This is a genomic window from Alkaliphilus sp. B6464, from assembly GCF_018141165.1.
Taxonomy (GTDB): domain Bacteria; phylum Bacillota; class Clostridia; order Peptostreptococcales; family Natronincolaceae; genus Alkaliphilus_B.
Genome location: NZ_CP058557.1, coordinates 174,508 through 193,221, shown reverse-complemented (window position 1 = coordinate 193,221; position 18,714 = coordinate 174,508). Strand labels below are relative to the sequence as shown.

Here is an 18,714-nt window from a genome sequence, read left to right as displayed (position 1 = left end):
GTAAAATATATACTAATCTACCATCAAATTCTTTTGTAGCTGAGATTCATCTTCAGAGTCTTTTAGAGTAACATTTAGTATTATAAAAGCAATGCCTATTATTAGATAGGCTAAGGCATACTTATAGTCAAAAAATAGACTTAGTTTAGGTGCATGGATTAGTCCTATAGCTGAAAGTATAGCTCCTATAAAGGAAACAACAGAAGCCTTTTTAAATTCATTATCTAATATAAATACTAAAATTGCTCCCCATATTAAGGCAGTAAACATAGCTCCTTGGCCTAGAGGTATTATTGCTGGGGATACCTTATCTAAGGCTTCGGGAGCTAAAGAGGCAAATTTACTTTGAAGATAATTAGCTAAATATGGGATCATTGCTAATACAACTGCTGGATAATGCTTTTCTTCAACCGATGAGAAAGCTTGAGATACCATAGATATTCCTACGAATACCAAGATAGGGGCTACGACTGGTAAAGGTATAATCTTTGACATAGCAGCTATAATTCCAAAGGTTGATGCTAGTAAAAATACAAGACCGTTAATAATTGAATATCCTCTTCCTGCATTGGTCCATTTGGCACTAACGGATGCAATATAAACAGTAGTTGGGAATACGCCACCAAATAATGCTCCGATCATAGTTCCAACTCCATCAAATAGTTGTGCTTCAGCTACATTATAATTATCTCCTGCAGCTGACATAGCTTCTACGTTATTCATCGTTTCTATAAAGTTATAAATAGATATAGGCAATAAGACTGCTAGTAGGCCTATCATAGGACCGAATAAATATTGTAGTCCTTCAATAAAGGTAAGGGAAGGTAAAGGCGGATAGAATCCTACATTTGCAAGTCCTTCAGTAACCTGACCAATATTAGCCTCTCTAAAAGTGTAAGCTAAAACCGTACCAATTATTATTGCAAATAGTGAGGCTGGAATTTTAAAAGGCATCTGCTTTTTAGCTACAAGTCCTACTAATATTATAGCGAGTACGAATATTCCTATTATAGGAGCTTCATAAGTGTGGAAAAACATTTGTCCACCAATTACTGAAAATGCCACACCTGCCAAGGCACCTAACATAGAAGCTCGTGGAAGATTGTTTTTAATCCAAGTTCCAACAAGACTACCTAAAGATTCTACTACACCACCTAGGAAACAGGCAGCTACTCCAATTTTCCAAGCAATTTGCGGATCACCTGTAAAGTCAAGAGCAGGCTTCATAACTCCAAAGAGATAAATAAACATAACAGGGGTACTTATACCATAGGATAAGGCGGTTACATCTAGACGATTTTCTTTTACGGATAATTTCGATGCCATATGGGCATAATAAAAGTTTCCAAACAATACACTTATAGCTGCACCAGGAATAACTTTGCCATATACTATATCAGCAGGATATCCAATACTGATCATTGTAATAGCTATTACCACAAAGTTTGCTAAGTTATTTTGAAACAAAGCAAAAAATGCATCTATATCCTCCTTAATAAACCAAGGATATTTTTTTATCTCCATAACAATCCCTCCTTTTACTTTAATATATTGGATGCCTATAGCAATAATTCATCATTTATTCGTTTTATTTTGTATAGTTATGAAAATCTATATGTTTAAACCATATTAAATTCTTTAATAGCCTTGGCGAATTCATCTGAATAGTCCTTTAATTCCTTAGAATTGATTACATCATATGCACTTAAACTCTTCATGTTATTTTCATCAAATGGTGTCATAGACTCAAGATACTTAGATATTTGGTTTTTAACAAAACTTTGGTATTTTGGCGGGATCAATTCTATAGAAGGACTATACCATTTTTCAAACCAAGATAAATCAAGGACATCCCCTCTAGTTTTCTTTTTTAATAAGTTCATTAGTTTATGATCACCTTCATACTTTGAGGTAATATAAGCAAATAAACATTCGAAGTAAGCTGGAAATTCAGATAAATAAAGTTGAGCGGCATAGATTTTAAATAATTTAGATAGAGAATCGTCATCTATCTTTTCATTTTTAAGCGTTAGCTCTATTAGTTTTTTTCTGAAACACTTAAAACAATTCATACAAGGTTTTCCAACTTCACCCCGGACGCAGGACTCTGCTATATCATTATAAGGAGAGTCGATTACAATTTTCAAAGTAGCAATCTCCGATATTCCTGCAACTACTTGATTAAAAGGAAGTCCTACAATTTCAAACAATTTACCCCATCTAAGAAAATGGAGTCTTTGGGCATAATCTTCAAACACTGGATTAGATATTTTATAGGCTGTTTCAATAGGAGTACCAAAAGCTACGCTATCTAAGCCAATGTAGTCAGATAATAAAAGAGCAGGTATTGCGGCCGCGACATCTACTGGAAATCCAACAGGTGATCTTAAATACTCTAAATCAGTCTCTATCTGATAAACAGATCGCCCACTTTCTCTTAATGTCTTACATGCAAAGTGTGCCGATTCTTTTTTATATAGTGTTCTAGTACCAGCTGGTATGATTCTGTCTAAATAAAACAGTTTAGTTTCTGGTGGAAGTAGTACCAGTGCGGCCATAGAGTCTACGCCGCCACTATAGGATAGAGCGGGGAATCCATTTTGAGGTATGCTTCTTGCCTGTAAACTATGATTTACAGGTAAAATTTCTTTATTGGTACATTCCTTAAATTTATCATGGAAGACTTCACTTACTCCTATAGGTAATATTATTTTAGAACATGTAAATGGATAAATGATGAGTATAGTTACCAGTGCTAATACATCTGGATGAATAGAATCAATAGTCCAATCAATCGGTAGTCTTACCGTACAAGTTCGCCTTGTCATTGTGGCATTTTGATAAGTAATTCTATCATCTTCGTGAAGTCTAAAATAAAATTTGAGTATTCCTTTTTTACACTTATATTCAACTTTCATATTTGTACCTCCAATATAATGTTGATTAAAGCTTTAAAATCAGTTTTGCAATATCCTCAGCTCCATTTTGAATATTTAATTTTTGTGTATTATTACGCATTATCATATTATTAGATATATTAATGGCATAATCTATTGCATTTTCAAGTTCTTGATAATTAGGACTTCTAAGTACTATAGCAGCCTTCGCTTTTTCTGCAAGCATAGATCTAATTAATTGATCGTCGGACTTAGTTTTTTCATTTGGAATGAAAATTGATGGCACTCCAAAATGCATTAACTCAAAAAATGTATTGTAGCCTGCTGCTGAAATTGCGAGATCAAAAGCATTATAATATCTTGAATTAGGGTAATCCTTTAAAATCAATAATCTTTCTCTAGAAATTTCAAGTCTTTTACCACCAATAATGGATTCTCCAACTACAAAATATAGATCTTTCCTTTTTTCTAGAATAGAGAGCAAAATTGATAAGGTAGAGTCTATATCGTTTATATTGCCTGCTCCCAATTGAATATAAACTAATTTATATTCATTGGATATTTTAAATATTTCTTTCACTTTGTCCTTTGATAGCAATTCTGATTTATCTAAGTATATAACAGGATTACAATAGTGATATTTTATTTCAGCTTGAGAATCTAAATTGATTTTATATTCCCCAGGTATAATTATATGATGAAAAAAGTTTTCTTTATTTTTAGTTTCAACATCATTACCTGGTTTATTTTGCTTTCTTTTTATCCATATTCGTTTTAAGGGTATAATCCCTTCAGTTGCAGCTATTACGCCATAATATACAAATGCACCATCATATACAAATGTTTTAGGTTGGTGTAATTGTAAAATTAATTTAAGTTGCTTCTCTAATAATTCATTCCACTGGTTACTCCAAATATAATCTGGAAAGAACATTTTTGAAGGAATATAATATGCTAAGAAACCTTCCTGTAAGATTAGATTAATTGCTGGACTAGTTGTAAAAAAAATAATTTCTCTATTTGGGTCTATTTTTCGTATTCTTCTAGCAATAGCTAACGTTCTAGTAAGGTGCCCTAGTCCAGCTCCATTTGTAGGCATGAAAAGTATACTATTTTTTATTGATTTTATAGAGGATCCAGGCCCAATGTACATTTTAAATTCACCTCATTTTGTAATTTTTAATGCATCCTTTTCTGGATTCTTACCGAGTACTTGCACTATACAAATTAGTAGACAAATTCCAATAATTAATGTAAAGATTGGATTAAATCCTAATATTCCCACTAAAACATAGCTTATTAAGGTCACAAATGCTACTGTTAATGCATATGGCATCTGGGTTTTTACATGTTCAATATGATCAGATCCTGAAGACAATGAGGACATAATTGTAGTATCTGAAATTGGAGAGCAATGATCGCCGAAGATTGAACCTGTTAACACTGACCCCAGAGTTACTAAGATTAATGAAGGATTGGCTGTTCCGTTTGATACAAAGCTGTTAGCGATAGGAATCGTCATTGGTATAAGGATTGCCATAGTTCCCCAAGATGTACCGGTAGCAAAGGATACTATACATGAAATGGTGAATATGATAATTGGAATTAGTCCAGTTGGAAGTTTATCGGATACGATTCCAACGAGAAAATCGGCAGTTCCTATAGATGAGGTAATACTGCCTAAGGACCAGGCCAAAACTAGCACCATACAGGAGGCTAGCATTGATTTTGAACCTTCGATCCACGCATCAAAGGATTCAGCTAGATTCAAAATCTTCTGACTTATCCCCATTGATATAGCAACTATACTAGCAACAACGGATGACCACATTAGTGCTATACTCACATCTGCATTGCCAAATGAAATTCTAATTCCCTCCCAGCTAAAGGGACTAATGGTTGCTTCAGAAAGGCTGTATCCACTATACCAAATGGCAAAAAAACTAACTACAATCAAGGTTAATATTGGTATAATTGCATTATAGGCTTTATCTTTTACATTTTTATTAAGGTCAATTTTAGAAATTTCACTGTTTTTCGCAACTTTAGCTTCATCTGAAAAGACTTTACCGGTTAATCGGGCTCTTTTCTCTGCTTTATACATTGGTCCGTAGTCTTTGTTAAGGACAGCTATTATAATAACAAAGATCAATGCATATATACAATAAAACCTGTAAGGAATTGTTTGAATAAATATTTCATAGGAATTTACATTCATCCCAAGAGATGTATAAGCATTTTTAATCAGGCCTAATTCGTATCCAATCCAAGTTGATAATAATGCTATACCTGTTATAGGAGCAGCTGTGGAGTCCACAATGTAAGAAAGCTTTTCTCTAGAAACCTTTACACGATCGGTTAATGGCTGCATTGTAGAGCCAACTATCAATGTATTTGAATAATCATCAAAGAAGATAAGCATACCCATTAGCCATGTAATAATTTGAGCACTTCTTGCAGTAGTGGCTCTTTTAGCCAAGCTTTCTGCTATTGCTCTAGTCCCACCTATTTTATTAACTACGCCAATCATACCTCCAATACAGAAAGTGAATATCAAAGTGCCAGCGTTCCATTTATCTGATAGTGCACCCACTATAAATTGATCCATGGTTCTAAAAAAACCTATCAGAGGATTCCAACCATTAAGGATTGTGGCACCAATAAATACTCCAAAAAATAAGGATAGAAGTACTTGCTTTGTCATGAAAGCAAGAAGGATTGCAAGTAATGGAGGTATTATCGATACCCACCCAAAATGTCCTTCTTGCTTCATTGTATTATTAGGCGCTACAAAAAATAATCCAAGTATCATAATGCAGAGTATAATCATAATCCATTTAGTTTTTATCATGTTTTAACCCCCAATTCTATATAGAATAGCTTTAAAAACGTATATATTAATATATTCAACACTGTAGCTAGGGGTTAATATTTTATTTTTTTATATGCTAATAATTGCTACTATCAAAAAAATTAAGAAGTGCTATTTATTACGCAGATAAAATATTAATTGTGCAAGTTCATCAGCACCATTTTTTTCAATAAGTTTTTTAGCACTCTTTCTCATTTGTGTATTTATCTCATTATCAAGAGCAATTTTAATAGATTCCATAATATCATCTTCTTTAGAATCTCTTAAAACTAATGCAGCTCCTGCTTTTTTAGCATTCATAGCTCTTGCTACTTGGTTATCTAAGCTAGTATTTTCATTGGGAATAAATATTGTTGGTACTCCAAAATAGAGTAACTCATGATAGGTGTTATATCCGACTGCTGAAATTGCCAGATCAAATGCATTAAAAAATCTTGAATTAGGATAATCTCGTAAAATAAGTATATTTTCATCTATAATATTTAATTTCTGTCCAATGATTGATTCGCCAAGTACTATAAAAATATTTTCAAATTTTTTTAAGGCATACAATATATTATTTAATATGGCCTGGATATCGTTAATTTTACCAGCACCTAATTGAATATAAACTACTTTATAATTATCAGGAACTTGCCATAGTTTTCTCACCGCATCTTTACTTAGTGCCTCTGATTGTTCTAAATAAATAATGGGGAAGTTAGTCATGTAACTGTTTTCATGTATTTCATTACAATGACCCACTTCATTAGGAGTAATAATATAATGAAAGTGCTTTTCCTTTTCTTTAATAAATGTTTTTCTTAACTGTGAGATATTAGTATATTGATTCTTTTTTATCCATACACACTTCATTATTTTCTTAAATGGGCTAATTGAAATAAGTATTCCATTATAAGGATGAGCACCGTCAAAAATAAACATGCTAGGTTTATAAATATGCAGGACTCTGCTAAGTTTTTGATTAAGTGTATAGTCCCATTGTCTTCTTTTACTTTTGTCACATATCTCTAATGAAGGGAAATAATGTGCAGTAAAACCTTCACGTTCTATAAGATGAATTGCAGGACAAGTAGTAAAAAAAACAATTTTTTTACTTGGATCAAGCTTCTTTACCCTTCTAGCAATTGCCAGTGTTCTAGTTAAATGACCTAATCCAACGCCATTGGTTGGAGCAAATACAATTGTATCCACCCTCGTTTTTTTTGATTTTTTGCTCATAAAGTAACTACTCCTTATAAAATGCTTTTTTATTATTGTCTTTTCTATATCCTCCCAACAGCACAATATTATTTCCGGTGTAATTTTTAGTAACATTTCTAGTATCGTAAATTAAACTGCTATTGTCTATGATAAGTTGGTAATCTATATTACCGTGATCTGTTATAATTACTACAAGATCAACTTGGACTAAATTTGTTTTAGTGAGTTTCTTAGAAAAAATAGTTTTATCACCAGATTTGAAATTAGAAACATATGGATCATGGTATGTAACCTCTGCACCCTTTTCTTGCAATAAGTGAAATATTTCCAGTGCAGCAGATTCTCTTAAATCATCAATATCTTTTTTATATGCAATTCCAATAATTAAAATATTTGACTGATTTAAGCACTTATTTTCAGAGCTTAGGATTTCTGCAATTTGATTTACAACATATCGTGGCATATTCATATTGATATCCGTTGCTAATTCAATAAATCTGTTGTAATGGTTAAATACTTTTGCTTTCCATGACAAATAAATTGGATCTATGGGAATACAATGTCCTCCAACACCAGCACTTGGATAGAAGGGCATAAAACCAAAGGGTTTTGTAGAAGCAGCATCTATTACTTCCCAGATGTTAAGACCCATCCTATCTGCCATTTGGGTCAGCTCATTAACTAAGGCAATGTTTACACTTCTAAAAGTGTTTTCAAATAGTTTGGCTAGTTCTGCAACTTGAGTAGAACTAACAGGTACTATTGTGTTAACAAAAGATTTATAAAGGGTAATTCCTATCTCTAAGCACCTGTCAGTAGCCCCACCAATTACCTTTGGAGTATTTTTTACTTCATATTTTTTATTACTTGGATCAACTCGTTCTGGTGAATAACATACGAAGAAATCTTTTCCCACTGTCAATCCCTTTCTTTTTTCAATAGCAGCGGTAATTAATTCTTCAGTTGAACCGGGATAGGTAGTGCTTTCTAAAACAATTAACACCTCCCTGTTTAAATACTTTATTATATTTTCTACAACATTATTAATATAAGAAATGTCTGGCTGTTTTGCTTCTGTTAAAGGTGTAGGAACACAAATGATAATTACATCTATATCTGATAAAATTGAATAGTCACTTCCTACATATAAATTTTTATTTATGACAGCATCTATATCTTCATCATGGATATCTACTATATAGGATTTTCCAGAATTTAAGCTGTGTACTTTTTCTTCTGAAATATCTATACCAAATACTTTAAAGTCTACATTTGCTAATCTAATAGCTATAGGCAAACCAACATACCCTAAACCAATTACAGCAATATTTGCACGTTTATTTAATATTGAGTTTTTTAACATTGACTCCATAATTATCCTCCTAATTATCTCTATTAATCATATATATTCTAAAGATCAATAGAATGCTACAGCTATACTTATAGAGGTAATAAAATACATGCAAAATATATTTAATATATTAAAGGAATCCAGATATATAATATAGAAAATATACAATATAAATATTTTTAATATTCGGTTATGTCTAAAATATAATAAATAAGAAAGGGGACTTAATATGGGAAAAATATTAAGAGAAAGAAAGGATGTAGATCAGTCTCTAACATGGGACTTATCTGCAATATACAAGACAGAAGAGGATTATAATTTGGCTATAAAAGAAGCTGAGAGATATACTGAGGAAATAGAGAGCAAGTATAAAGGTAGGCTAAATTCAGCAGATGTTATTAATGAGTGTTTATATAAATTAAGAAAAGCAACTGAAGTAATGCACCTAACTAATACATACGCTTATCTTGCAGTTGCTGTTGATCAGACAAATATTGAAAACCAAGCACGAAATGCTAAACTTACAAATATATTATCAAATCTTCAAAGTAGGTTAAGCTTCATAAGAAGTGAAATTATAGAAGCTGATAAAGAAGTTATAGAAGAGGCTATAAAAGGATCTAATGAAAATGCCAATTACTTAAAAGAAATAAAAGAATTTAAAAAATATGCACTCCATCCAGAGGTGGAGAGGGTACTATCTGCTTTATCGGGAACATTAAATTCTCCTTATGCTATTTATAATAGAGCAAAATTAGCTGATATGGATTTTGGAAATTTCAATGTAGAAGATAAAGAGTACCCTCTTAGCTTTGTACTCTTTGAAAATGAATGGGAATTTGAAAATGATACTGAAATTAGAAGAGCTGCTTTTGAAGCCTTCTCCTCAAAATTAAAGGAATATCAGCATACCATAGCAGCAGCTTATCAAACACAGATTCAGAAAGAAAAAACCTTATCAAGTCTTAGAGGGTTTGACTCTATTATAGATAGCTTGTTATTTCCTCAAAAGGTAGAGAGGGAGTTATACAATAGACAAATAGATATAATCATGGAAAAACTAGCACCACATATGAGAAAATACGCAAGACTTCTTCAAAAAGTCCATAAATTAGATGAAATGACCTTTGCAGATCTAAAGCTAGTTGTGGACCCGGATTATGAGCCGAATATATCTGTAGAAGAATCAAAAAAATATATTAAAGGGGCCTTATCTGTCCTAGGAGAAGATTATTTACAAATGATTGAAAGAAGCTACGATGAGAGATGGGTCGATTTTGTTCAGAACAAAGGAAAATCAACGGGAGCATTTTGTTCTAGTCCCTATGCAAGTCATCCATTTATATTAATATCTTGGACCGATAAGATGAGAGAGGTATTTGTATTAGCTCATGAACTAGGGCATGCTGGACATTTTTATTTAGCACAGCAAAATCAAAATATATTCGATACAAGACCATCTACATATTTTATAGAAGCTCCATCTACTATGAATGAAATGCTAATGGCAAATTATCTTATTAAAACTAATGATGACCCTAGATTTAAAAGATGGGTTTTATCCTCAATGATAAGCCGTACATATTATCATAACTTTGTAACCCATCTACTAGAAGCTGCTTATCAAAGAGAAGTATATAAAATAATAGATGAAGGTGGAAGTGTTCAGGCCTCAAAGTTAAGCGCTATTAAAAAAGATGTGCTTGAAAAATTTTGGGGAGACACAGTTAAAATAAATGAGGGAGCAGAGCTCACTTGGATGAGGCAGCCCCATTATTATATGGGACTATACCCTTATACATATAGTGCAGGGCTTACTATAGCCACAGAAGTAAGCAAGAGAATACTAAAAGAAGGCCAGCCTGCTATAGATGATTGGAGAGCTGTCCTAAAGGCAGGAGGAACTAAAACACCAGTAGAGCTTGCTAAAATGGCAGGGGTAGATATAACTACAGAAAAACCATTACTAGATACTATAGACCATATAGGAAATACAATTAATGAAATAATAGAGATTACGGAAGAATTAGGAGAAGTTGATTTTGAAATTAATTATTAGATATAAATAATATTAGTTTAGTGGGGTTTAACTAAGGGTCGAAATTATATCATTGATAGTGATATAATTTCGACCTCTATTTGTTTTTGTCCAAGAACTTAGTAGCAATGATATTATACTAAACATATCATAAATAAAGGAAAACAGATATTTTAGATAATTAGTATATCCAATTGAATATATAACTTTAGGGGGTACAACGAATGTTTACAAATAAGACCTTATTAATTACAGGAGGCACCGGTTCCTTTGGAAATGCTGTTTTAAATAGATTTCTGAAGTCAGATGTTAAGGAAATCAGAATTTTTAGTAGAGATGAAAAGAAGCAAACAGATATGCGTCTCCATTATAATAATGAAAAAATTAAGTTTATTATAGGAGATGTCAAAAGTTACAAAAGTATCTACTATGCTACTAAGGGGGTAGACTATATATTCCATGCAGCTGCATTAAAACAAGTACCTTCATGTGAGTTTTATCCAATAGAAGCGGTTAAAACCAATATTTTAGGAGCTGATAATGTACTAAATGCAGCGGTGGAAAATAAGGTAAAAAAAGTAATAGTACTTAGTACCGATAAAGCAGTTTATCCTATTAATGCAATGGGAATTTCCAAGGCTATGATGGAAAAACTTGTAATAGCTAAATCTAGAACAATAGAGAACGATAAGACTGTGCTATGTTGCGTAAGATATGGAAATGTAATGGCTTCAAGGGGTTCAGTTATTCCCTTATTTATAGAGCAGATTAATACAGGGAACGCATTAACAATAACAGATCCTAATATGACAAGATTTCTAATGACCTTAGATGATGCAGTAAATTTGGTAATGCTTGCTTTTAAAGATGGTAGCCAGGGAGAGATTTTTGTACAGAAATCTCCAGCATCTACTGTGAAAGATCTTGCTATAGCAATAAAAGAAATATTCAATTCTAACTTGGATATTAAGGTTATAGGAGTTCGCCATGGTGAAAAGCTTCATGAAACACTCGTTACTAAGGAGGAACGAATAAGATCTAAGGAGATGGAAAAAAACTTTGTAATTAGACCTGATAATAGGGATCTAAATTACAAAGTCTCATTAAAAAATGAGAAAATGCTATTATCTGACTATACAGATTATAATTCTTATAATACAAGACGGTTAAATATAGATGAAATAAAAGAACTATTATTAAAGCTGGATGTTATTAGAGATATAATAGAGAAATAGATAAATACTAAGAAACAAGTAGAAGCCTACTTGTTTCTTAGTATTTAATCATGAAATTTTATAACTTTTGCTGGAACTCCAACTACAGTACAATACCCTTTAGTATCTTTAATTACTACTGAACCAGCGCCAACAATTGTAGATTCACCTATAATTACTCCAGGAATAATAGATGAACCTGTGCAGATAAAGCTATATTTTTTTACGGTTACACAGCCAGCACACTTAGCTCCAGGACAAATATGAACAAAGTCTTCAATAATATTATCATGATCAACTGAGGATAAGGTGTTAAGAATTACATGATTACCTATTTCAGTAAATGGACCAACTACTGCACCTGCCATTATAACGGTTCCTTCGCCTATATTAACATTACTTGCTATAGTGGCACTTGGATGAATTGCAGTATAGTACTTAAGATTAAATTTTTTATATTCTTCTACTATTTCTTGTCTTGTTTTATTATTAGCAATGGCAATTATGAAGTAGATATCATCATATTGACCAACTAATTCTTCTATAAAATTTATTTTTCCTAGTACAGGCATATTTGAAAAACCTAGATTAGAACTATCATCATCTAAAATTCCTATAACCTCAAGTTGTTCATTTTTTAATTCGTTTCTTTTGGTTATAATATCTGAAACCACTTTCGCTTGAGAGCCCCCACCTAAAAGAACTATTTTTTTAGTATTCAATTTTGCTCCCTCCTACGAGAATACAACTATTATTTAATTAAATTAATAAGTACGAAGGTAACATCCATTTCAGCTAGTTTATATTATGAATGGAATAGAAGTATTGCTACTTTATATAGATAATAACAATATTTTTAATGGAGTTACTTTAGGAGCAAGGACTATAGATTAGACATATTATAAATATACAAAGTTATAGTTACTTAATAGATATTAGAAATTATATTAGGAGGAAGTAATATGAAGGTTAATCTAGGTGCACCAGATATTACGCTAGAAGAGATAAATTTAGTTAAAGAGGTATTGGAATCTGGACTATTAAGTATAGGGCCTAAAATAGAAGAATTTGAAAAAAAGTTTAAAGAATATTTTAGTGTTAAACATGCAATAGGTGTTAACAGTGGAACAAGTGCATTACATCTGTTAATTAAGGCATTAGATATTAAGGAAGGAGATGAAGTAATTACTACACCGTTTAGCTTTGTTGCATCTTCGAATTGCATTCTATTTGAGAAGGCAAAACCTGTATTTGTTGATATAGATGAAAAAACACTAAATATAGATATAAATAAGATAGAAGAGAAAATTACAAATAGAACCAAAGCTATTATACCTGTAGATGTATTTGGACACCCCAATAATATGGAAGAAATTATGAAATTGGCTAAAAAGTATAATTTAAAGGTAATTGAAGATTCTTGTGAAGCAATAGGTTCTGAATATGAAGGAATAAAATCTGGGACATTGGCTGATGTAGGGGTATTTGCCTTCTATCCAAATAAGCAGATTACCACAGGTGAAGGTGGTATGATTGTAACTAATGATGATAATGTGGCTGATTTGTGTCGAAGTATGAGAAGTCAAGGAAGAGCTATTACTGGCTTATGGCTTTATCATGAAAGATTAGGCTATAACTATAGAATGAGTGAAGTTAATGCAGCTATAGGTATTGCTCAAATGAGGAGACTAGAAGAAATCATAGCTAAAAGGGATAGAGTAGCACAGTTATATAATAAAAAATTAAAGGATATAAAAGGGGTTACTATACCATATGTAGACTCAAAGGTTACAAAAATGAGTTGGTTTGTCTATGTTATAAGATTAGATAAGCATATAAATAGAAATGGTGTAATGGATTATTTAACGGAAAATGATATTGCCTGCAAGCCTTATTTTACTCCTATTCATCTTCAACCATATATGAGGGATATGTTTGGATTTAAGGAAGGTGATTTCCCAATTACTGAAAAGGTAGGGGAATCTACTATTGCATTACCTTTCTATAATAATTTGAGTGAAGAAGAGATAGATTATGTAGTTAAAAAACTCATAGAAGGTATAAATAAAAATAGATGGTAGAAATAACACAATTTATTTTGGTATAATAAACTTTAGTATAATAGGGATACAAAGGAGAGGTGTATTAACATGATTACAACAATATTATTTGATTTAGATGGTACTTTATTACCAATGGATACTGAAATATTTACTAAAAGATACTTTGCAGAACTAGCAATTAAGTTAAAAGAGTATTTTACACCAGAAGAAGTTGCAAAAAATATTTGGACCTCAACTAAGTATATGATAGGCAATATAGATCCTAATAAAACTAATGAAGAAGCTTTTTTTGAGGATTTTTATGGAAGGATAAATTATGAAGAAAAAATATTTAACCCTATTTTTGAAGATTTTTATGAAAAGGATTTTAATAATATTAGAAATGTAGCTAATCAAAATAAATACATTATCGAGACTGTAAAGCTACTTAAAGATAAGGGTTATAATTTAGTGGTAGCAACAAATCCACTTTTTCCTGAAAAAGCTATCCTACATCGTATAGAGTGGGCAGGCCTTAATAAAGAGGATTTTATGTTTATTACAAGCTTTGAGAAGATGCACTATTGTAAGCCTCAGCTAAAGTTTTACGAGGAGATTTTAGATAATATAAGAAAACAGCCATTGAATTGTATAATGGTAGGAAATGATATAGAAGAAGATATGATAGCAAAAACTCTTGGGATGAAGACATATCTTATTGAGGACCATATTATTGGTACAGTTAAAGAGGATAATAATATAGATTATAAAGGAAGCTATGAAGATTTTTATGAATTTGCTAAGGCTTTTCCAAATTTAAAATAGGTATTGTTCAAATACAGATAGGTAACTGATGGCAAATACTATTCCATTAGTTACCTATTTTATTTTTTGAATTTTAATATTTATAGCACTTGTAATCTAATCTTTCATAATATGATTATAAAACAAGGTACTGTGCTGAATTTTATTAAATTAATAAGCAGTTTTTTATCCCTATCTACAGAATTAACTCCAAATTGGTTTTAAGGAGGCTATAAAATGATTAATGTTTTATTAGGCAAAAGTATTTATTTAAAGCTTGTTGAAAGGGAAGATTTATCTAAGAGAGTAGATTGGCTTAATGATACTGATATTCAAAGAACCTTAAATTATGACTATCCAACCTCTATAGCTAAAACTGAAAAATGGTTTGACAAAGTAATTAGTGATTCACATAGACGGGACTTTTCTGTTTTTTTAATAGAAGACAATCAATATATAGGATTTTGTGGATTAATAGATATTAGCTATCCAGTAGGAAAGGCTGAATTATATATAACTATAGGAGAGAAAGATACATGGGGTAATGGATATGGAACAGAAGTATATGATGTACTGATGAAATATGGATTTGAAGAGTTAGGATTAAATAAAATATATATTCATTATTTAACATATAATCAGGGTACTCAAAAAATTATGCAAAAAATAGGATGGCAATTAGAAGGATTATTAAGACAGGATATATATTCTCATGGGAAAGTTGCTGATAGATATATTGCTTCTATATTAAAGAAAGACTGGGCCAAAAAAAATGAAATCTCTAAATAAAATAAATCTATTTAATTCTGTTACTCCAATGATAAAGTTAGAAAGTATTAATATTAAATCTAATAAAATTTATATAAAAAGAGAGGATTTAGCTGGATTTGTTTTAGGCGGAAATAAGCTAAGAAAAATAGAATATTTTATGTATGATGCTATTTCTAAAGAAAGCGATTATATTGTAACCTATGGGTCATATCAATCAAATCACTGCGCAATAACTGCTGCAGCCTGTTCAAAATTAGGGTTAAAGTGCTTGTTGATACTAACAAAACCACAAAAACAAATTGTATATACAGGTAATTACTTTTTATATAATTTGTTTGATGCAGAAATAATGTGGTGTGAAGAATATCAAGTTAAAGATACCATAGATGGAATATTAACAAAGTTAACAGAAAATGACCATAAGCCATATTTTATTGAAGGTGGGGGTCATGGTAACTTAGGTACATATGCTTATGTAAAAGCATATGAAGAAATAAAAGCACAAGAAGCACAAATGAAAGTTAATTTTGATTATATATTTCATGCCTCTGGTTCGGGAACAACACAGGCTGGACTAATAATTGGAAATGAAAACTATAAAGCGAATACTAAAATATTGGGTATTAGCATTGCACGGAAGCAAGAGAGAGGGAGCAAGGTAATAGAAGAGAGTATTCTTGATTATTGCCATAAGTTTAATATTCAAGTAAATAACATAAAATCTAAAATTCATTTTATTGATGATTATGTTGGAAAAGGATATGGAGATAGCTATTATGAAGTTTTACAAACTATAAAGTATGTAGGAAAGAATGAAGGAATATTATTGGATCCAATATATACAGGAAAAGCCTTCTATGGAATGATTGATTATATTAGAAGAACTAACATTAAAGGCAAGAATATTTTATTTATACACACTGGTGGTATTCCAATACTATTAGCCAATTCTGAAAAATTTATTGAGATAGGTGGGGATGGAAGTGAATCTTTTATTCACCAGTAGTGGTAGAAGAACTCAGTTAATCAAGTATTTTAAACAGGAGCTAGGTAATGAAGGAAGGATAATAGTAGCTGATTATAATAGTACAGCACCCACTTTATATATAGCTGATAAAGGATATATCGTATCTAGTATAGATAATAGTAATTATTTAAATGAAATAAAAGAAATTTGCACTAAGGAGGATATTACAGGGATTATTGCCACAATAGATCCTGAATTAAGTTTGTTAGCTAAAGAGAAAGAAGAATTTAACAATCTAGGAGTGCAGGTTATAATATCGGATTATGATATTGTTGAAATGTGCTTTGATAAGTATAGTATGTTTAAGTTTTTAAAGAATAATGGATTTAATACTCCTAAAACCTACTCAAACTTAGATGATTTTATGAATGCATTAAATAAAAATAAAATAGATTTTCCAGTGTTTGTAAAGCCTCGAGAAGGAAGTGCTAGTATAGGTATCAATAAAGTTTCTACGCTAGAAGAATTGAAAATTTTAATGAAATATAATACAGACCTAATTGTACAACAATACATGCAAGGACAAGAGTATGGTGTAGACATTTATGTTGACATAATATCAAAGGATGTTATATCTATATTTCTTAAAAAGAAAATTAGTATGCGCGGTGGCGAAACTGATAAAGCAGTGTCTGTAAAAAACGACAAGCTTTTTAATATGATTTTAGATTTTATAAAAAAGTTAAAAGTTGTAGGTCCAGTTGATATAGATGTATTCGAAATAGACGGAGAGTTTTATATATCAGAAGTTAATCCTAGATTTGGCGGAGGATACTTAATAGCCTATGAATGTGGTGAAAATTTTCCTAAATATATTTTAAATAATTTAAAAGGTATAATAAATACTTCCCATATAGATAAGTATGAAGAGGGCATATATATGATGAGACATGATATTGTAACAATTAAGAAGAGATGTGAATTATTACAATAAGGCATAGTAGTATCGATGCTAAAGCCTTGAACTTATCCTAAATTTAAGATTAATAATGGTAATTTATTTGAATTGGAATTTCTTTTAAGTTTTGATGCTGGAATCAATACATGGATATCAGACAGTTTAACAACTTAACTAAACATTAATTACTAAATATATTACATGGGACTCAGAATAATATATTAGGAGGATTAAAGATGGCAAGTTTTTGGAATAGAGAGAGTGGTCTTGTAAGCGTAATAATGGCAACTTATAACTATGAAAAATATATATGTGAAGCTTTAGATGGGTTAAAAAATCAAACATATTCAAATATAGAAATAATTATTATTGATGATTGTTCTACAGATAATACAAAACAAGTTATAGACAATTGGATTAAAAGAAATGAAGGTATATTTAGGGATTTTACCTACGTAAGGTTACCTCGAAATTGCTCACAAACATGGGCATTAAATATTGGATTTTGTGTTTCTAAAGGAGAGTATATTGCTATACACGATTCCGACGATATAAGTCATAAGGAAAAATTACAAAAACAGGTTGAATATTTAAATCAAAATTACAATTGTGCTGTTGTTGGAACTGGATTTAAGGCATTTACTAAACATATAAATAATATTGTGTATATACCAGACTGGTTAAGTTATAATGCTGAAAAGATAGAAAGTAACTATAAAAATGAGTTTAAACATTGTGTATGCTTTGGCTCTATTCTGTTTAGGGCTAATATACTTGAAAACATAATTGGATGCAAACGCTTTGTAAATAAAGCGAATGATGTGTTCTTTATTAATGAAATTATACGTGCAGATTATATTGTCAGCAACTTAAAGGAAGATCTTCTTTACGTACGTACTCATCCAGAACGAGCTACGGAAGAGTACAAAGAAGCAATGAAAAAAATGAAAGAAGAATCAAAGAAAATTATTGGGAAGGTATCTGTAGTATTGCCAATAGAAAATAATAGAGATAGTATTTTAAGATCGCTAAAAGATATTAGTGACCAAACTTATTCAGATATTGAAATAATCATTATAGATGACGCCTTAGAAAATAGCTATGAAGAAGAAATAATAAAATGGTATTCTCAGTATAGACAAGAAAATCCTAGTTTTAATATTAAAGATATAATTTATTTTAGATTACCTATAGAAATAGGGTATCCCTGGGTTTATAATGTAGGCTCTTATTTATCTAAAGGAGAATTTATTGTTTTTAATACTGTAAATAGTATTAATGACAATACTAAGATTAGTAAACAGGTAGAATTTTTAAACGATAATTTTATGTATAGCCTGATTGGAACTAATACAACTGAGGAAGCTCCTGTAATTAAATTCGATGATGATATTGAATATTCTTATACAATGGAATATACTCCATGTGTAAATATAAATACTATTATGTTAAGAAGTGTAGTAGTGGATCATACAGCTGGTATGAATAAAACTATTGATAAGCATGAGGATTTCGAGTTTATATATAGGATTATAAATAATGGATACAGAGTACAAAACCTTAAGGATGTGTTGCATTATGAAGTATAGAGGTGGAT

At 30.9% G+C, this 18,714-nt stretch carries 15 protein-coding genes; 8 read left to right on the top strand and 7 right to left on the bottom strand.

The window, feature by feature from the left end:
- Positions 1-12: 12 nt before the first annotated feature.
- From HYG84_RS00890 to HYG84_RS00865, 6 genes are all read right to left on the bottom strand, one after another.
- A complete protein-coding gene (locus HYG84_RS00890) occupies positions 13-1,524 on the bottom strand; it encodes an NCS2 family permease (RefSeq protein WP_212379864.1) in 1,512 nt (503 codons plus the stop codon).
- A 95-nt stretch (positions 1,525-1,619) separates the two neighbouring features.
- Positions 1,620-2,918, bottom strand: a complete 1,299-nt coding sequence (locus tag HYG84_RS00885) for a DUF6395 domain-containing protein (protein WP_212379862.1) — start codon at positions 2,916-2,918, stop codon at positions 1,620-1,622.
- Positions 2,919-2,943: 25 nt separating this feature from the next.
- Positions 2,944-4,050, bottom strand: a complete 1,107-nt coding sequence (locus HYG84_RS00880; RefSeq protein WP_212379860.1) for a glycosyltransferase — start codon at positions 4,048-4,050, stop codon at positions 2,944-2,946.
- Between the two features lie 12 nt (positions 4,051-4,062).
- On the bottom strand, positions 4,063-5,748 hold the full coding sequence (locus tag HYG84_RS00875) for a Na+/H+ antiporter NhaC family protein (protein WP_249168685.1): 1,686 nt from the start codon (positions 5,746-5,748) through the stop codon (positions 4,063-4,065).
- A 132-nt stretch (positions 5,749-5,880) separates the two neighbouring features.
- Entirely contained in the window at positions 5,881-6,990 is a 1,110-nt protein-coding gene (locus HYG84_RS00870; RefSeq protein ID WP_212379858.1) for a glycosyltransferase, read from the bottom strand.
- Positions 6,991-6,997: 7 nt separating this feature from the next.
- Positions 6,998-8,344, bottom strand: a complete 1,347-nt coding sequence (locus tag HYG84_RS00865; RefSeq protein ID WP_212379856.1) for a nucleotide sugar dehydrogenase — start codon at positions 8,342-8,344, stop codon at positions 6,998-7,000.
- A 208-nt stretch (positions 8,345-8,552) separates the two neighbouring features.
- On the opposite strand from HYG84_RS00865, the gene pepF reads away from it, so the two are divergent.
- Together pepF and HYG84_RS00855 are read left to right on the top strand one after the other, a co-directional pair.
- Entirely contained in the window at positions 8,553-10,382 is a 1,830-nt protein-coding gene (pepF, locus tag HYG84_RS00860) for an oligoendopeptidase F (protein ID WP_212379854.1), read from the top strand.
- A 203-nt stretch (positions 10,383-10,585) separates the two neighbouring features.
- Complete coding sequence (locus HYG84_RS00855) at positions 10,586-11,596, top strand: polysaccharide biosynthesis protein (RefSeq protein ID WP_212379852.1); 1,011 nt, start codon at positions 10,586-10,588, stop codon at positions 11,594-11,596.
- A 44-nt stretch (positions 11,597-11,640) separates the two neighbouring features.
- Here the strand turns inward: HYG84_RS00855 and HYG84_RS00850 are convergent, their stop codons facing one another.
- Positions 11,641-12,297, bottom strand: a complete 657-nt coding sequence (locus tag HYG84_RS00850) for an acetyltransferase (RefSeq protein ID WP_212379850.1) — start codon at positions 12,295-12,297, stop codon at positions 11,641-11,643.
- 240 nt (positions 12,298-12,537) lie between these two features.
- Here HYG84_RS00850 and HYG84_RS00845 point away from each other — a divergent pair, with 240 nt between their 5' ends.
- From HYG84_RS00845 to HYG84_RS00820, 6 genes are all read left to right on the top strand, one after another.
- A complete protein-coding gene (locus HYG84_RS00845) occupies positions 12,538-13,656 on the top strand; it encodes a DegT/DnrJ/EryC1/StrS family aminotransferase (RefSeq protein ID WP_212379848.1) in 1,119 nt (372 codons plus the stop codon).
- A gap of 69 nt (positions 13,657-13,725) precedes the next feature.
- Positions 13,726-14,442, top strand: a complete 717-nt coding sequence (locus tag HYG84_RS00840) for an HAD family hydrolase (RefSeq protein WP_212379846.1) — start codon at positions 13,726-13,728, stop codon at positions 14,440-14,442.
- Positions 14,443-14,658: 216 nt separating this feature from the next.
- Positions 14,659-15,210, top strand: a complete 552-nt coding sequence (locus HYG84_RS00835; protein WP_212379844.1) for a GNAT family N-acetyltransferase — start codon at positions 14,659-14,661, stop codon at positions 15,208-15,210.
- Complete coding sequence (locus tag HYG84_RS00830) at positions 15,194-16,198, top strand: 1-aminocyclopropane-1-carboxylate deaminase/D-cysteine desulfhydrase (RefSeq protein WP_212379842.1); 1,005 nt, start codon at positions 15,194-15,196, stop codon at positions 16,196-16,198. Before HYG84_RS00835 ends, HYG84_RS00830 begins: the two co-directional genes overlap by 17 nt.
- Positions 16,176-17,153 (top strand): ATP-grasp domain-containing protein, encoded by a 978-nt coding sequence (locus HYG84_RS00825; protein WP_212379840.1) that lies wholly within the window; start codon positions 16,176-16,178, stop codon positions 17,151-17,153. Before HYG84_RS00830 ends, HYG84_RS00825 begins: the two co-directional genes overlap by 23 nt.
- 200 nt (positions 17,154-17,353) lie before the next feature.
- Positions 17,354-18,706, top strand: a complete 1,353-nt coding sequence (locus tag HYG84_RS00820; RefSeq protein WP_212379838.1) for a glycosyltransferase family 2 protein — start codon at positions 17,354-17,356, stop codon at positions 18,704-18,706.
- Positions 18,707-18,714 lie beyond the last annotated feature (8 nt).

Bases quoted from the DNA above. Each gene is read 5' to 3' on its own strand.
- HYG84_RS00820 (WP_212379838.1), top strand. From the start codon at position 17,354: ATGGCAAGTTTTTGGAATAGAGAGAGTGGTCTTGTAAGCGTAATAATG.
- HYG84_RS00840 (WP_212379846.1), top strand. From the start codon at position 13,726: ATGATTACAACAATATTATTTGATTTAGATGGTACTTTATTACCAATG.
- pepF (WP_212379854.1), top strand. From the start codon at position 8,553: ATGGGAAAAATATTAAGAGAAAGAAAGGATGTAGATCAGTCTCTAACA.
- HYG84_RS00855 (WP_212379852.1), top strand. From the start codon at position 10,586: ATGTTTACAAATAAGACCTTATTAATTACAGGAGGCACCGGTTCCTTT.
- HYG84_RS00865 (WP_212379856.1), bottom strand. From the start codon at position 8,344: ATGGAGTCAATGTTAAAAAACTCAATATTAAATAAACGTGCAAATATT.
- HYG84_RS00875 (WP_249168685.1), bottom strand. From the start codon at position 5,748: ATGATAAAAACTAAATGGATTATGATTATACTCTGCATTATGATACTT.
- HYG84_RS00835 (WP_212379844.1), top strand. From the start codon at position 14,659: ATGATTAATGTTTTATTAGGCAAAAGTATTTATTTAAAGCTTGTTGAA.
- HYG84_RS00885 (WP_212379862.1), bottom strand. From the start codon at position 2,918: ATGAAAGTTGAATATAAGTGTAAAAAAGGAATACTCAAATTTTATTTT.
- HYG84_RS00890 (WP_212379864.1), bottom strand. From the start codon at position 1,524: ATGGAGATAAAAAAATATCCTTGGTTTATTAAGGAGGATATAGATGCA.
- HYG84_RS00830 (WP_212379842.1), top strand. From the start codon at position 15,194: ATGAAATCTCTAAATAAAATAAATCTATTTAATTCTGTTACTCCAATG.
- HYG84_RS00870 (WP_212379858.1), bottom strand. From the start codon at position 6,990: ATGAGCAAAAAATCAAAAAAAACGAGGGTGGATACAATTGTATTTGCT.
- HYG84_RS00845 (WP_212379848.1), top strand. From the start codon at position 12,538: ATGAAGGTTAATCTAGGTGCACCAGATATTACGCTAGAAGAGATAAAT.
- HYG84_RS00880 (WP_212379860.1), bottom strand. From the start codon at position 4,050: ATGTACATTGGGCCTGGATCCTCTATAAAATCAATAAAAAATAGTATA.